This window comes from Sphingomonas sp. YR710 (assembly GCF_900101455.1).
Taxonomy (GTDB): domain Bacteria; phylum Pseudomonadota; class Alphaproteobacteria; order Sphingomonadales; family Sphingomonadaceae; genus Rhizorhabdus.
In genome coordinates this window covers 405053-420493 of sequence record NZ_FMZJ01000002.1, presented here as the reverse complement: position 1 = coordinate 420493, position 15441 = coordinate 405053, and the positions used below count along the sequence as shown (strand labels likewise).

Annotated in this window: 14 protein-coding genes; 1 reads left to right on the top strand and 13 read right to left on the bottom strand. The window is 63.4% G+C overall.

What is annotated here, in order from left to right; all coding sequences use genetic code 11:
• Positions 1-53: 53 nt before the first annotated feature.
• The 4 genes from BLS13_RS04430 to BLS13_RS04415 all read right to left on the bottom strand — a co-directional run bounded on the left by BLS13_RS04430 (position 54) and on the right by BLS13_RS04415 (position 7546).
• Complete coding sequence (locus tag BLS13_RS04430; protein ID WP_093450069.1) at positions 54-1577, bottom strand: OprO/OprP family phosphate-selective porin; 1524 nt, start codon at positions 1575-1577, stop codon at positions 54-56.
• 67 nt (positions 1578-1644) lie between these two features.
• Positions 1645-2682, bottom strand: a complete 1038-nt coding sequence (locus tag BLS13_RS04425; protein ID WP_093450068.1) for a substrate-binding domain-containing protein — start codon at positions 2680-2682, stop codon at positions 1645-1647.
• A 111-nt stretch (positions 2683-2793) separates the two neighbouring features.
• Positions 2794-4203 (bottom strand): hypothetical protein, encoded by a 1410-nt coding sequence (locus tag BLS13_RS04420; RefSeq protein WP_256325699.1) that lies wholly within the window; start codon positions 4201-4203, stop codon positions 2794-2796.
• Positions 4190-7546, bottom strand: a complete 3357-nt coding sequence (locus tag BLS13_RS04415) for a glycosyltransferase (RefSeq protein WP_093450066.1) — start codon at positions 7544-7546, stop codon at positions 4190-4192. The genes BLS13_RS04420 and BLS13_RS04415 overlap by 14 nt, the downstream gene beginning before the upstream one ends.
• 231 nt (positions 7547-7777) lie before the next feature.
• On the opposite strand from BLS13_RS04415, the gene BLS13_RS04410 reads away from it, so the two are divergent.
• Positions 7778-8920, top strand: coding sequence for an isovaleryl-CoA dehydrogenase (locus tag BLS13_RS04410; protein ID WP_093450065.1), 1143 nt, complete (start codon positions 7778-7780; stop codon positions 8918-8920).
• A gap of 71 nt (positions 8921-8991) precedes the next feature.
• On the opposite strand, the gene BLS13_RS04405 is transcribed toward BLS13_RS04410, so the two are convergent.
• The 9 genes from BLS13_RS04405 to BLS13_RS04370 all read right to left on the bottom strand — a co-directional run bounded on the left by BLS13_RS04405 (position 8992) and on the right by BLS13_RS04370 (position 15416).
• A complete protein-coding gene (locus BLS13_RS04405) occupies positions 8992-9351 on the bottom strand; it encodes a HesB/IscA family protein (protein ID WP_093450063.1) in 360 nt (119 codons plus the stop codon).
• Positions 9351-9800 (bottom strand): SUF system Fe-S cluster assembly protein, encoded by a 450-nt coding sequence (locus BLS13_RS04400; protein ID WP_093450183.1) that lies wholly within the window; start codon positions 9798-9800, stop codon positions 9351-9353. The genes BLS13_RS04405 and BLS13_RS04400 overlap by 1 nt, the downstream gene beginning before the upstream one ends.
• A gap of 11 nt (positions 9801-9811) precedes the next feature.
• Positions 9812-11050 (bottom strand): cysteine desulfurase, encoded by a 1239-nt coding sequence (locus tag BLS13_RS04395; protein WP_093450062.1) that lies wholly within the window; start codon positions 11048-11050, stop codon positions 9812-9814.
• Positions 11047-11793: a SufD family Fe-S cluster assembly protein gene (locus BLS13_RS04390; protein ID WP_093450060.1), complete on the bottom strand. Its 747-nt coding sequence runs from the start codon at positions 11791-11793 to the stop codon at positions 11047-11049. Before BLS13_RS04390 ends, BLS13_RS04395 begins: the two co-directional genes overlap by 4 nt.
• A gap of 139 nt (positions 11794-11932) precedes the next feature.
• The gene (gene sufC, locus BLS13_RS04385) at positions 11933-12676 is read right to left on the bottom strand and encodes a Fe-S cluster assembly ATPase SufC (RefSeq protein WP_093450181.1); all 744 of its coding nucleotides are present in this window, start codon (positions 12674-12676) and stop codon (positions 11933-11935) included.
• The gene (locus tag BLS13_RS20260; RefSeq protein ID WP_143011860.1) at positions 12663-13013 is read right to left on the bottom strand and encodes a hypothetical protein; all 351 of its coding nucleotides are present in this window, start codon (positions 13011-13013) and stop codon (positions 12663-12665) included. The genes sufC and BLS13_RS20260 overlap by 14 nt, the downstream gene beginning before the upstream one ends.
• Positions 13010-13546, bottom strand: coding sequence for an endonuclease domain-containing protein (locus BLS13_RS04380; protein WP_093450059.1), 537 nt, complete (start codon positions 13544-13546; stop codon positions 13010-13012). The genes BLS13_RS20260 and BLS13_RS04380 overlap by 4 nt, the downstream gene beginning before the upstream one ends.
• Positions 13543-15009 (bottom strand): Fe-S cluster assembly protein SufB, encoded by a 1467-nt coding sequence (gene sufB, locus BLS13_RS04375; RefSeq protein ID WP_093450057.1) that lies wholly within the window; start codon positions 15007-15009, stop codon positions 13543-13545. The genes BLS13_RS04380 and sufB overlap by 4 nt, the downstream gene beginning before the upstream one ends.
• Positions 15006-15416, bottom strand: coding sequence for an SUF system Fe-S cluster assembly regulator (locus BLS13_RS04370; RefSeq protein ID WP_093450056.1), 411 nt, complete (start codon positions 15414-15416; stop codon positions 15006-15008). The genes sufB and BLS13_RS04370 overlap by 4 nt, the downstream gene beginning before the upstream one ends.
• Positions 15417-15441 lie beyond the last annotated feature (25 nt).

Here is a 15441-nt window from a genome sequence, read left to right as displayed (position 1 = left end):
GCACGCTGCCGGACCTAAGGGGATGCCCGGCAGCCTTGGCGAGGGGACTGTTATCAGAAGTCGAGCTGCGCCCGCAGGCCAGCCTGATCGACATTATATGGCCGATCGAAGAAAGCTGTCGTCGAGGTGGTGAACGGCGCGACCGCGCCGATGCCGCCTTCGACATGCGCATGCGAATATTGCAGCATGAACTTGATATAATCGATCGGCAGCCAGATCAGGCTGGCCTGATATCCGGTCATCTTGCCGCCGTTCACATAGGTCGTCCCCGAAGCGATCGCACCCGGAGCAACCCGATCGCCGAGATCGGTATAATCGACGCGACCGTTGATCTGCCAGGCGCCCCAGCCGCCCTTGTCGATCGGATTGAGCACCTTCGTGCGATCCCACTTGCCGCCCTTATAGCCGCGCGTCTCGCCCGTCAGGAAATAGCCGGCTTCGATATAGGCCGACAGAAAATCGGGATCGTCCTGCGGGAAGATCGCCGAACCCGCCGTGCCGGCCGCCGCCGCCGGACCGTTATTCGGACCGAAGGCGTTCGTGCTGATGCCACGCACCCAGAGCTTCTGGACTTCGGAGGCGACGTGCAGCGACTTGTAGATGCCGGCGACTTCGACACCGAGGACGTCATCGCCCTTGGCGGCAATGCGGCCGGTGTCGATGAAGCGCTGATCGGTCGTCTGCGAGAACGGCCGCGCGCGATAACGGACGGCGCGTGTGTCGCTCGCCGCAACACGGTGCTGGAAGGTCAGGCCGAGATGCGCCTGAATATCGCCGATCATCGGCGAGTAGGTGCCGCGGACCGAGGCCTGCCATGCGTTGCGGTTGAAATTGGTGCTGTCGACGATCTCGTTGCCGCCATAGACACCGGCGGTCAGCGTATAACGGCCGGCCGGATCGAGATAGGCAACCGAGCCACCGAGACGGCGGCCATAGCCGAACGCGTCGTTCATCGTCGCGCGTTCCATGAAGCTGGTGAAGCGGTTGCTGGTGAGCAGTTCGAGGCTCGACAGCGGATATTGATAGCCGATCGTCGTCAGGAACGGGCTACCCGGCTTCTGATAGGTCAGCACCAGATCCTCATAGTCGACCGTGCCCTGCGCCACCTGCAGTTCGAATTTGTAGCCGAAGCCACCGGGAATCGAACCTTCCGCACCGAAAATCAGGCGGCGAGCCCGCATGTTCCAGCCGAGATTGTTGGTGTTGATCGCACCCGAACCGGCAACGCTGGTACCAACCGACTGCAGGCCTACGCCCGAGAGCTTGCCGGGGATGCTGACATAACCGGCGTCGAACTGGATCACGCCCTTGGGCTTGAAGCTCCAGCCCGAGCTGTCGGCCCATTGCGGAGCGCCCTTCCACGAGGGGGCGACATTGGTCATCTGCTTCTTGAGCGCTTCGATCTGCGCCTGGAGCGATTCGACCTGCGCGGCGAGGAATGCCGTCTGTGCGGCAGTTTCCTCGGCGGTCGGCGCGGCTTCGGCCGGTGCGGCCTGATCCTGGGCGAGGGCCGGAGCGGCAACCAGCGCAAGGCTGCTGGCGGCAAGCAGGCCGGCCGTGAATTTCGATATCGTCATATGGTCCCCCCTTGGGATTGTGATCGGAAAACCGGAGCGATCGAAGCGATCGCTCCGGCGGAATGCCTTATTTCAGGGTCGAGAAGTCGAGCGGCGTGAGCGCCGCGGCATTGGCAGCCGCCTTTGCGCGCACCGCGTCCGGCGCGGAGATCAGGCCGCGACGGACCAGATAGCCTTCCTTGCCCCAGGTCGATTCCTTCGCGAATTCGGCAATGAACGGGCGGATCGCAGGGATCGCACGGACATGCGCATTCTTGATATAGACGTAGAGCGGGCGGGCGCCCGGATATTTGAAGCTGGCGATGCTGTCATAGGTCGGGACGACGCCGTTGATCGCGATGCCCTTGATCTTCGCGGCATTCTCTTCGAGGTACGAATAGCCGAACAGGCCGACCGTGCCGGGATTGGCTTCGAGCTTCGAGACGATCAGATTGTCGTTCTCGCCGGCTTCGATATACCCACCATCTTCGCGCACAGCGGTGCAGATCGCCTTGAACTTGTTCTCGTCGCTCTTCTTGAGCGCGGCCATCGCGGCGTTCTTCTGGCAGGCATCGGTCATGATCAGTTCGCCGAATGCATCGCGCGTGCCGCTCGTCGGCGGCGGACCATAGACCTGGATCTTGAGCGCCGGGAGCTTGGCGTTGACGTCCTTCCAGGTGACCGCCTTGTTAGGCTTGCCATAAGGCGTCTTGGCGAGCGCCTTGTAGATGTCGTCGGTCGTCAGGCCCGAAAGCGGCGACGATTTGGCAGTGGCGACCGCAATGCCGTCGAGGCCGACCTGGACTTCGGTGACGCTGGTCACGCCATTGGCGGCGCACGCCTTGGCTTCCGAAGCCTTCATGCGGCGCGAGGCGTTTTCAATGTCGGGAAAGGCTTCGCCGACACCAGCACAGAACAGCTTCATGCCGCCGCCAGTGCCGGTCGATTCGATGATCGGCGCACCGAACTTCGGGTTGGCACGGGCAAAACGCTCGGCAACTGCGGTCGCGAATGGATAGACGGTCGATGAGCCGACGGCGCGAATCTGGGTGCGGGCCATCGCCTGCATCGGCAGCATGGCTCCGCCGAGCGCGAGGCCCGCGAGGATGAGCGTTCTGGTTTTCATGGAAGTGATTCCCCCTTTGCATGTGGTGCTTGAGGGGCAGCTAGTCGCCACTGATGCCAGATCGGTGACGTTTATGTTACATTATGATGACAGCGGAAAAGCTGCGCCGCCTCAGCTCGCGAACTGCCCGGCGACCAATGCCCCCATCTCGAGCGCGCTGACGGCGATCAACGGCGCAATTGCATATATCAACCGCCGTCGCCCGATCACGGCCAGCGCACGGCGCCCATCGCCGAGCGCCACCGCCAGCCCGATCATCACCGCGAGCATCGTCCAGAAATTATAGCGCAGATCGGGCGCGACGCTGACGGCGGCATAGGCGCAGCCATACAGCAATGCCGAAGCGGCGATGGCGTTGATGTAATTCCGACTCGGCAAATTCGGCGCGACGATGAGCAAGCCGATCGCGATGCACAGCCAGCTGGCCGGCCGGCCGAGCGGGGACCAGGCCATCGCCTTGCCGGCGATGCCGAATGCCACGGCAAGACGTGTCTTCGTGAAGTGCAACCCCAGATCGTTCGGCTGGCTCATCACGAAGACCGCATCATTCGGGATCTCGGTAACCAGGAGGCGCCAGTTCCAGTTCAGATGGCCCAACCGATGCAAGATATAGGGCAAGGGCGCGTGTATGACCGCATCAAGCCAGATGCCGATCGCGCCGACATGATGCCTGTTCGCATACTCCGCCAGCGAATCCTCTGGCCGGGCGCAGCCGGCATTATCGCGGGCGCCAAATTGGCGCGGCTCATAACAATGGGCGGTGAAGCGCGCGGCATCGGCCGCGGACAGCGACGGATACGCGTTCCCGCCGCCATACGCGACGATGCCCGCGAGATCGAAGTTGACCAGCGAGAAGATCGGCGATGAGCGATGCGGCTTGAGCGCGACGCCGTTGATCAGCCAGCCGGTCGTGGCCAGCAGCAGCGCCGCGCCGCCCAGCGCCAGCCCGACGCGCGGCGACGATCGAAGCCAGGATCGCGGCACGAGCAGCAACAGCAAGGGTGCGGCCGCGAACGCGGCGTTGAAACGGGTGGCGCTGGCGATCACGATCAGGGGCAGCGCTGTGATCGCCAACAAGAGCCGGACGCGGCCACCCGTGTGTTCCCGCCACAGGATGAGCGCCGCGGCGGCCACAAGCAGTGCCGCCATCAGCGAATCCTTGAGGATCGCGCCGATCTGTCCAAATCCGATCGGGAGTGCCGCCAGCAGGATGACGAGCCACGCCGCCGTCAAACTGCGCCGTCGCCGCAGCTGTTCCGCGATGGCCGCGAAGCCCCCCCAATAGAGTAGCGAGTCCAGGATCAGGAATGGCGCACTCCCCCGGTGGAAGATCAGCAATTGCCGCCAGAGCCACGCGGTTACGGGCGGGTGCCAGTCATCATAAACGCCCGCCAGCGCCTGACCATATTGCACGACCGTATCCGGCGTGATCACGCCCCAACGAAAGACGTAGATCTGCAACGCACACAGACAGGCGCAGACCAGTGCGATTGCTGCTTGCTGGATCTCAGGCTTTGGCACCGACCCGGCCGCTGCGCTCCAATTTGCCCCAGCCGACCCGCGGGCCCCGCATGGCCTGCGCCAGCGCCTTCAGCACGACATAATACATGACCTGGCGATAGCCGACCCGCTGCGGGATCAGGAGCCAGAGCAGCCGCCAGCGCTCACGACGCTCCAGCGCGAAGGCGATGAACGCGGCGAGCAGATCGATTGCGGTGAAGATCAGCCAATAGGTGAGCATCTTGTCGATATTGGTTTGCGTCTGTTCCCAACCATGCGCTTCGACCGAGATCCAGGTGTCGACGATGCTCAGGATCAAAGCGAGATCGATCACCGGCGAGATCGCCGCCAGCAGGATCTGGAACAGGATCGCTTGCGGAAGACCGATGATGGCGAGCCCTCGCGGCTTGCCGCTCTTCATCGTCGCGCGGTGCTTCCACAGGCACTGCAACGTGCCATAGGCCCAGCGGTAGCGCTGCTTGGCAAGCGCCTTGAACGATTCGGGTGCCTCGGTCCACGCCACCGCATATTGATCATAAGCGACCTTCCAGCCCGCCCGCTGGATCGCGATCGTCAGATCCTGATCCTCGGCCAGCGTATCGTGCGGGTAGCCGCCGACCGAGCGGATCGCCGACAGCCGCCAGGCGCCGACAGCCCCCGGCACCACCGTCATCGCGTTGAGCCGCGCCAATGCGCGCCGCTCGAGATTTTGCGCGGTGATATATTCGAGCGCCTGCCAGCAGGTGATGAGGTTGACGCGGTTGCCGACCTTGGCATTACCCGCGACCGCGCCCAGTTCGGGATCGACGAACCAGCGCGCCAGCCTGGCGATCGTCGCCGGCTCGAACTGCGTATCGGCATCGAGCGCGATCACGATCTCGCCCTTGGCCAGTTCGAGCCCGCGGTTGAGCGCGCGCGCCTTGCCGCCATTTTCGAGCGTAAGCAACCGTACACGCGGCTCATCGGCGAATTGTTCGCGCACGATCTCGCTGGTGCGATCCTTCGATCCATCGTCGATGACGATGACTTCGACCTGGACGTCGCGGCTGGCCAGCACGTGGCGCACCGAGCGTTCGATCACCCGTTCTTCATTGAACGCCGGGATCAGCACGGTCACGAACCGGTCAGGATCGATCTGCGGAAAGATCACCCGCGATTCGCGGCGGGCCTGCCACAAAGCGAGGCCAGACAAGGTGATAGCCCGCAATATACCCACCGAGATTGCGAAGGCGAACAGCCATTTCAGCCCGATCACGATGCCGCCCAGCGTCGAAAATAGCGCCAGATCAGTTTCGGCGGCGAGCCGATCGCTGCTGGAGATCGGCGGATTGACCGCCTGATGCGACAGATTGGCGAGTGCCGAGATCGGAACGAAGCGATAGCCCTTGGCGCGCAACGCATCGATCAGCAGCGGCAATGCCGCGATCGTCTGGGTGCGATCGCCACCGGAGTCGTGCAGCAACACGACCTGGGTGGCGAATGTGTCGCTGCCGGATTCGACGCCATCGATCGCGCGCTGGACGATTTCGGCCACACCAGGCCGCTTCCAGTCGTCCGGATCGACATGCAATCCCACGGTCAGATAGCCGCGCTTCTGCGCCTCCGCGACCGGCACGATCTCGTCAGCGGTGGTCGGCTCGGCGTCGCCGAAATAAGGCGGGCGGAACAGCCGGAGCGATCGGCCGGTATAGGCCTGGAACAGCCGCTGGGTGGCGTTGAGCTCGAGCCCGGTCTCGCGTTCGGTAGCGTTGGCGAGATTGGGGTGGGTATAGGTGTGATTGCCAACCTCATGCCCCTCGCGCACCAGCCGTTCGAGCAATTTGCGCTGGGTAAGCGCATTGCTGCCGATCACGAAGAAGGTCGCCGGCACGTGCTTGTCCTTGAGCACGTCGAGAATCTTCGGCGTCCACACCGGATCGGGGCCGTCGTCGAACGTCAGCGCGATCAGGCCGGGGCGATATCCGGTCCGTTCGATCTGATAGGGCGAAGGCAGACGATCGAAGCGAACGCCGATGATATTGCCGCGCGGATCGACCTTGATCGTGCGATGTCCGGGTACCGGAACCGCGCCGATCCGCAAGATCTCACCCGTGCCTTCGATATCGACGTTGGTGCCGGCGGGGATATCCTCGAGCACCGATGCGGGCTGTTTGGTGATGCGGTTTCGGCCAAACATCGTCCAGATCGACGGATCCTCGGTGCCGAGCCGCCACAAGGCGACGGCATTGAGCCCCAGCTGGCGCAGCACGGCCACCTGCGCGCGCATGCTCGATGCGTCGAGCAGCCAGATGTCGTGGCGAATGCCGCCTTCGCTATAGGCGAAATAGCTGTTGCCGCTCGCCCGGTCGTAAATCGGCAGCACGCCCGATTCATGCGCGGTCAGCCAGGCATCCTCCACCGAATGCGGCGATGCGTCGCCGCCCCTCTGCCAGTCATAGGCATAGGATCCGAGCGCCACGACGATCTTGTCGCGCGGTACGCCCTGCGTGGCGCGCGCCACCGAATCGGCAAACCAGGGCTGCGATGCCACCGGGCCGGGATCGCCGGGCTCCGAATGTTCGTCATAAGCCATCAGGAACAGCCGATCGACGACCTTGGCATATGCCGGAAGATTCCAGTTCGGATCGGCGACGGGCACCGCAATCGCGATGATCATGCCGCGTGGTGCGAAGCGGGCACGCGCAGCGGCCAGAAACCGGAGATAATCGCCGTGGGCGGCTTCGGGCAGTTCCTCGAAATCGAAGAAGACGCCGCTCGCCTGATTGGCGACCAGCAGCGCTTCGACCCGATCGAGCGTCAGCTTGCGCTGCACCGGATCATGCATCAGCGCGGCTATGCCCGGTCCATCCCACGCCCCCTCGAGCACATTCTGCACCATCGGCATCAACTTCGGCCGATGGACAGCGGTACTCAGGATGGCCTTGCCGCGCGCATCGGCGAAGCTCGTTACGTGATGGTCGGGCCCGGTGATCGAGATCCAGCCCGGAATCACCCAGTCGAGATCGTTGACATGGCGGGCCAGCGAAGCGGCACTGGCATCGTCCCATGGCGCGTGAAACGCGAACGTCTTGGGCGAGAGCCCCGGCTGCCCGGCACTTTCGCCGAGAAAGTGCTGAAAATTGCGGAACATCCGCCGAACCTGCCGGGCGCTGTGATGGACCAACGTATCGTTCGGTCCGGAAATTCCGGCGATCGGCGGCCGCTCCGCCTCGAACGGCAAAGGCGGCTGCGGCACGACCGCTACGATCGATCCCGCGAACATGCCGACAGCCAGGAGGATCAGCAGGACGAAAGCGATCAGGGCGAGCGCGAAACGACGCCGGCGCCGGCCCGACGCATCGAAAAATACCGGCTGTTCATCCATGCCTGACCGCCCGTATCGTCCCTGACGAAATCGTATCTCGACCCGCAACCGCGCCGGGTTAGAGGCGCTTCGGCCCCTTTTTGCAAGGGGCCGCGTGATCGCGCAACCCCGCCCGGCCGCAAACGGGGGCGCCGGGCCGCAGGCGGCCGCAACGCGCCGGCCGTTTGGGTTTTTCCAACCGGTCCATGCCTGCTAAAGCCGTGGAGACATAGTTCAAAGAGGATGGCTGACATGACGACCGCGCTCGACTTTGCGCTGGGCGAAACCACCGATGCGATCCGGGAGACGACCGCGCGCTTCGCAGCCGACCGGATCGCGCCGATCGCCGCCGAAATCGACGCGACCAACACTTTTCCGCGCCATCTCTGGCCCGAAATGGGGGCTCTGGGCCTGCACGGCATCACGGTGGAGGAGGAATTTGGCGGGCTGGGCCTGGGCTATCTCGACCATGTCGTCGCGATGGAAGAGGTTTCGCGCGCTTCGGCCTCGGTCGGGCTCAGCTATGGCGCACACAGCAATCTGTGCGTCAACCAGATCCGCCGCTGGGGCAGCGACGAGCAGAAGAGGCGTTATCTTCCCAAGCTCATCTCCGGCGAGCATGTCGGCAGCCTGGCGATGTCGGAGGCCGGCGCCGGCTCCGATGTCGTGTCGATGAAGCTCAAGGCCGAGCGAAAAGGCGATCATTACATCCTGAACGGCACCAAGTTCTGGATCACCAACGCCCCGCACGCGGACACTTTGGTCGTCTATGCGAAGACCGGCGATCGCGCGATCACCGCCTTCCTGATCGAAAAGGGTTTCAAGGGTTTTTCGGTATCGAAGAAGCTCGACAAGATGGGCATGCGCGGCAGCGATACCGCCGAACTGGTGTTCGAGGATTGCGAGGTTCCGGCCGAGAATATCCTGGGCGGCAACGGGCGCGGCGTGAACGTGCTGATGTCCGGCCTCGACTATGAGCGCGCGGTGCTCGCCGCCGGACCGCTCGGAATCATGCAAGCCTGCCTCGACATCGTCCTGCCCTATGTCCGCGAGCGCAAGCAGTTCGGCCAGCCAATCGGATCGTTCCAGCTGATGCAGGGCAAGGTCGCCGACATGTATGTCGCGCTCAATTCGGCGCGCGCTTATGTCTATGCGGTCGCCCGCGCGTGCGACGCCGGCAAGACCACGCGGTTCGATGCCGCCGGCGCGATCCTGCTGGCATCGGAGAATGCCGTGAAGACGTCGCTCGACGCAATCCAGGCTTTGGGGGGCGCGGGCTACACCAAGGAGTGGCCGGTCGAACGGCTACTGCGGGATGCCAAGCTGTACGATATCGGCGCCGGCACCAACGAGATCAGGCGATATCTGATCGGCCGGGAGCTGATCGGGGCATGACGGAGCTTGAGGATCTAAAGCCCCTCACCTGAAGGGGAGGGCAAGAGAGTTTCACCTAACACAATTTGGCATCAGACCGTAAAACTTTCTCCGCAGCCGCAACTGCCCTTGGCATTGGGGTTCTGGAAGGTGAAGCCCGCGGTGAAATCGTCCTCCACCCAATCCATCGTCGATCCGATCAGATAGAGCAAAGAGCCGCCATCGACGTAGAAATCGCCGCCCGGGGTCACGATCTTCTCGTCCATCGGATCGGCTTCGGTGACATAATCGACCGAGTAAGCCAGCCCCGAACAGCCGCGCCGCGGCGTCGACAGCTTGACGCCGGCGGCGCCTTCGGGCGCATCCGCCATCAGCCTGGCGATCCGCGCCTCGGCCGACGGCGTGAGGATCAAAGCGGCGGGGCGGACGCGGGTCTTCGTGGTGGTCGTCATCACAACATCCCCAGTTCGAGCTTGGCCTCGTCGGACATCTTCTGCGGATCCCACGGCGGATCCCAGACCAGATTGACCTCGGCCGATCCGACCCCCGACACCGCGCCGACCCGCAGCTCGACTTCGCCCGGCATCGATTCTGCGACCGGGCAATGCGGCGTCGTCAAGGTCATCGTCACCACGACATGGGCATCGGCGACATCGACGCCGTAGATCAGCCCGAGATCATAGATGTTCACCGGAATTTCCGGATCGTAAATCTCCTTGAGCGCGTCGATCACACCATCATAGATGCTGCCTCCGGGTTCGCCCGCCGATGCCTCGACGGGTTTCTGCGCGAGGAAGCCATCGAGATAGTCGGGCGCCCGGCCTTCCTGTTCGACCCGCGCCTTGGGCGGAGCCGGCGCCTCGCTCACTTCCTCGATCAGGATCTTCTGCTGCTCGTTCATATCGTCGTCCATCATCCGAAAATCCGGGTTACGCGTTCGATGCCCTTGGCCAATGCCGCGACATCGGCCAGATCACTGTAAATTCCGAAGCTCGCGCGCGCGGTCGCCGGCACGTCGAGATGCTCCATCAGCGGCTGGGCGCAATGATGCCCCGCGCGGATCGCGACGCCGGCTTCATCCAATATGGTGCCGATGTCGTGCGGATGCACCCCCTCGATCGCAAAGCTGACGATGCCGGCCGCATCCTCGGGGCCGAACAGCTTGACGCTGTTGATCTGCGACAGCGCCGCGCGCGCCGCGCGGACCAGCGACACCTCATGCGCATGGATCGCATCGAGCCCGATCGCATCGACATAGTCGATCGCCGCATGGAGCCCCAGCGCGCCGACGATGTTCGGTGTCCCCGCCTCGAACCGCTGCGGCGCCGGCGCCCAGCTCGTCTTCGCGAACGTCACCCGATCGATCATCGATCCGCCGCCCTGCCAGGGCGGCATCGCGCTCAGCAATTCGCCCTTCGCCCAGAGCGCGCCGATCCCGGTCGGACCGTAGAGCTTGTGGCCGGAGAAGACATAGAAGTCGCAATCGATAGCTTGCACGTCGACAGCGAGCCGCGCGACCGCCTGACAGCCATCGAGCAGCAGCTTCGCCCCGACCTTGTGCGCGATCGTGGCAGCGCGCTCCACATCGAGCACCGATCCGAGCACATTCGAGACATGGGCGAGCGCGACCAATTTGTGCCGGTGGGTCAGCATCGCCTCGGCCGCATCCAGATCGATCCGCCCGTCTTCGGTGAGCGGCGCGACGTCGATTTCGATGCCGGTGCGATCGCGCAGCAACTGCCACGGCACGATATTGCTGTGATGTTCGAGCTGCGACAGCAGGATCCGGTCGCCGGCCTTGAGATTGGCGACGCCCCAGCTCTGCGCGACGAGATTGATCGCCTCGGTCGCCCCCCGCACGAACACGATTTCGTCGGAAGAGGCGGCGTTGATGAACCGCGCAACCCGGGTCCGTGCGGCCTCATAAGCGATCGTCATGTCGGCCGATCGCTTGTAGACGCCGCGATGCACGGTCGCATAATCGCGGGCGTAAGCGGTCTCGATCGCATCGATCACGGCGCGCGGCTTCTGCGCGGTCGCGGCGGTATCGAGATAGTGCCAACCGTCGGGGATGGCGGGAAAGTCGGCCCTTCTGCCTATAAGTCCCTCCCCTTCAGGGGAGGGGCTTTCACGCAAAATCGTGCTGCTCATACCATCGCCTCCAGCGCCGCAAGCGCCGCTTCTTCCAGCCGCACCTTGGCCGCTTCATCCGCGACATCGCCGAACACCTCGGCGATAAACGCCTGCAGCAGCAACGTCTTCGCCGTTTCCGGCGGCAACCCGCGGCTGGCAAGATAGAACATCGCCTGCTTGTCCAGCTCGCCGACGGTGGCGCCATGCGCGCACTTCACGTCGTCGGCGTAGATCTCCAGTTCGGGCTTGGCGTTCGCCGTCGCGGTGCGATCGAGCAGCATCGCCTTCACCGATTGCACGCTGTCGGTCTTCTGCGCGTCGCGCGCGACCGCGACCTTGCCGAGATAGGATGCCGTCGCCCGTTTCGCGACGATCGACCGTACCGTCTGCCGGCTGGTCGCGCCTGGTTCGACATGGCGGACGGTGGTGACGATCTCGACGGTCTGCTGGCCCTGGCCGAGCTGCACCGCGCCGAGCGAGAAGGCGGCGCCTTCGTGCAACGTCACGTCGATCGCGATCCGCCCGAGCTTGCCCCCGGCATTGAGCAGGTGGAGCGTCGCGGCGGCGCCGGATTCGAGCGTGAGATCGAGGTTGCGTATCACGATTTCGTCCGGGCCGGCGATCTGGACGATCTGGCGGACATAGGTTTCGCCTGCCGGCACGGTGACATGCTCGACCGCATCGCGCGGCCAGACGGGCGCGAGCGCGTCGAGGTCGCTATAGCGCCACGCCTCGTCCTTGCGGGTTGGGAGAGGAGTCATAAGCCCTCGCCCCCTTTAGGGGGAGAGGGTTGGGAGAGGGGGCAGTGCTGGAGGTTCTGTCGCGAACCTCTTCCCGACTGCCCCCTCTCCCCGACCCTCTCCCCCGCAAGCGGGGGCGAGGGAGTAAGCTCATTTCCCCTCACGCCGCAATATCCTTATAGCCTTCGCGCTCCAGCTCATGCGCGAGCTCGGCACCGCCGGTCCGCACGATCCGTCCGGCCGCGAGCACATGCACGAAATCCGGCTTCACATAATCGAGCAGCCGCTGATAATGGGTGATCAGCAGCACCGCCTTGTCGGGCTTGCGCATGATCATGTTGATCCCGCCGCCGATCACGCGCAGCGCGTCGATGTCGAGGCCGCTGTCGGTCTCGTCGAGGATGGCGAGTTTCGGATCGATGATCCCCATCTGCACCATTTCATTGCGCTTCTTCTCGCCGCCCGAGAAGCCGACGTTCACCGGGCGCTTCATCATGTCCATGCTGAGCCCCAGCGCATCGGCCTGCACCTTCGCGCGCTTCAGGAAATCCCCGCCCGAAAGCGCCGCCTCGCCCCGCGTCTTGCGCTGCGCATTGAGCGCCTCGCGCAGGAACTGGACGTTAGACACGCCGGGGATCTCGACCGGGTACTGGAACCCCAGGAACAGCCCGGCTGCCGCACGCTCATAGGGCGCGAGGGTGAGCAGATCCTGCCCGTCGAACGTCACCGATCCTTGCGTGACCTCATAGCCCGGCCGCCCCGCCAGCACATAGCTGAGCGTCGACTTGCCCGCCCCGTTCGGCCCCATGATCGCATGGATCTCGCCCGGATTGATCGTGAGCGAGAGCCCCTTGAGGATCGGTTTGCCGTCGACTTTGGCGTGGAGGTTTTCAATTTTCAGCATCATTAAATCCGGAATTGTTTAACTGCAAAATTTTGGCAGATACGAATGCCCCAACTAGAGCGGGCAAGAAAGCGATTAACGCAAAACCAAATATCGCAAAGGGGATAACAAAAAGTTCCAAGAAAAATGTAGATTTATATAATAAAATAGCAACAGTAAGCCCAGAAATAATACTAACAATAAGAGTAACTCTAAGCGTAACGGGAATAATTCGGCGACTCGGCCCTGATGATTTAAAAAATAAAATCATCGCCAATGCGAATGATGCCACCAAGATTGTTTGGCCTGGCCACGCCCCAAGTAAAACGTGCAGAAAGGCGAGCCAAGAATAGATCACCCCACGCTCCCCTCAAGGCTGATCCTCAGCAATTTCTGCGCCTTGGCCTCCTCAAGCCCCTCCCCTTCAGGGGAGGGGTTGGGGTGGGGCGCTCGCCGATCGGGCAACGCTCGAAGCATGTCTCGCAATTGTAGCCATACGCCTTCAATATTCCCCATCACATCGGCGTTGGTGACGCGGAACACCGTAAACCCGTGCGATCGAAGGGCTGCATCCCGCCTCGCTTCCGCGACCGGGTCGGCATGGGTGTCGCCGTCGACCTCGACCACCAGCCCTTTGCGCGGGCACAGAAAATCGGCGATGTGGCCACCGATCACCGCCTGCCGTCTGAACTTGAACCCGTCGAGTTGACCATTGCTCAGCACCCGCCAGAGGCGCTTCTCCGGTTCAGTCGGATTGCGGCGCATTTCGGATGCGCGACGCTGATTCTCGGCCAATGCGTTCGCGGAGAGGCCCCACCCCCGACCCCTCCCCTGAAGGGGAGGGGAGTTGAGGCGGCGCGCGTCCTCATGCGGTGTGATGGCCGAAGTCATCCGACCGAGCCTTCTAGCGAAATGCCCAGCAACTTCTGCGCCTCGACCGCGAACTCCATCGGCAATTGCTGCAGCACTTCCTTCGCGAAGCCATTCACGATCAGCGCCACCGACGCCTCCTGATCGAGCCCGCGCGACATCGCGTAGAACAGCTGATCGTCGCTGATCTTGCTCGTCGTCGCCTCATGCTCGATCTGCGCGCTCGGATTGCGCACCTCGATATAGGGCACGGTATGCGCGCCGCATTTGTCGCCGAGCAGCAGCGAATCGCACTGGGTGTGGTTACGCGCATTCTCGGCGGTCGGGCCGACCCGCACCAATCCGCGATAGGTATTGTTGCTCTTGCCGGCCGAAATCCCCTTCGAGACGATCGTCGAGCGGCTGTTCTTGCCGAGGTGGATCATCTTGGTGCCGGTATCGGCCTGCTGATGATTATTGGTGACCGCGACCGAATAAAATTCGCCGACGCTGTTCTCGCCGCTCAGCACGCAGCTCGGATATTTCCAGGTGACGGCGCTGCCGGTTTCGACCTGGGTCCAGCTCACCTTGCTGTTCCTGCCCTGGCACAGCGCGCGCTTGGTCACAAAATTATAGATGCCGCCCTTGCCGTCGGCGTCGCCCGGATACCAGTTCTGGACGGTCGAATATTTGATCTCGGCATCGTCCAATGCGACCAGTTCGACCACGGCGGCGTGGAGCTGGTTCTCGTCGCGCATCGGCGCGGTGCAGCCCTCCAGATAGGAGACGTGGCTGCCCTTGTCGGCGATGATCAATGTGCGTTCGAACTGGCCGGTATTTTCGGCATTGATCCGGAAATAGGTGCTGAGCTCCATCGGGCAGCGCACGCCTTCGGGGATATAGACGAAGGTGCCGTCCGAAAAGACCGCGCAGTTCAGGGTCGCGAAGAAATTGTCGTGCATCGGCACGACCTTGCCGAGCCATTTGCGGATCAGATCAGGATATTCGCGGATCGCCTCGCTGATCGAGCGGAAGATGACCCCGGCTTTCTCCAGCTCGGCGCGGAAGGTGGTTGCGACCGACACCGAATCGAACACCGCGTCGACCGCCACCTTGCGCGCGCCCTCAACCCCGGCGAGCATCTTCTGCTCCTCGATCGGGATGCCGAGTTTCTCATAGACGCGCAGGATCTCGGGATCGACCTCGTCGAGGCTGTCGAGCTTCGGCTTGGCCTTGGGCGCGGCATAATAATACGCGTCCTGATAATCTATCGGCGCGATTTCGAGCTTGGCCCAGTCGGGGGCCTCCATCGTCAGCCAGTGGCGATAGGCCTTGAGCCGCCATTCGAGCATCCATGCGGGCTCGTTCTTCTTGGCGGAGATGAAGCGGACGGTGTCTTCACTCAGGCCCTTCGGCGCGAAATCCTGCTCGATGTCGCTCGAAAAGCCCCATTCATAGCTCTTGTTCGCGGCCTCGATGGCGGCCCGATTTTTCACATCGGTCATGCCGCTGCTCCTGAAAGTGTCGCCAGGCTGACGCCGTCGAGCGCCCCCCGGATCGTGTTGTTGACCACCGACCAGTGCGGCTGCACCCGGCACGCGCCTTCGAGCCCGCAATGATCGCGATGATCGTCGACGCACGCCGTCATCGCGATCGGCCCTTCGACCGCCTCGACGATGTCGGCCAGACTGATCGACGCCGGATCGCGGGCGAGCGCAAAGCCGCCGCCGGTGCCGCGCGCCGAGGTCAACAGGCCCGCGCCGGCGAGCTTGCCCATCAATTTCTGCGCAGTGGGAAGCGGCACGCCGGTCTCGTCGGACAGCAGATTCGCGGTCAGCCGCGCGGTCGGCCCATGGCGGGCGGCGGCGGACAGCATGACCACCGCATAATCGGCGAGGCTGGACAGGCGCATGAGCGTGGCTTTCAATCGGATTGAT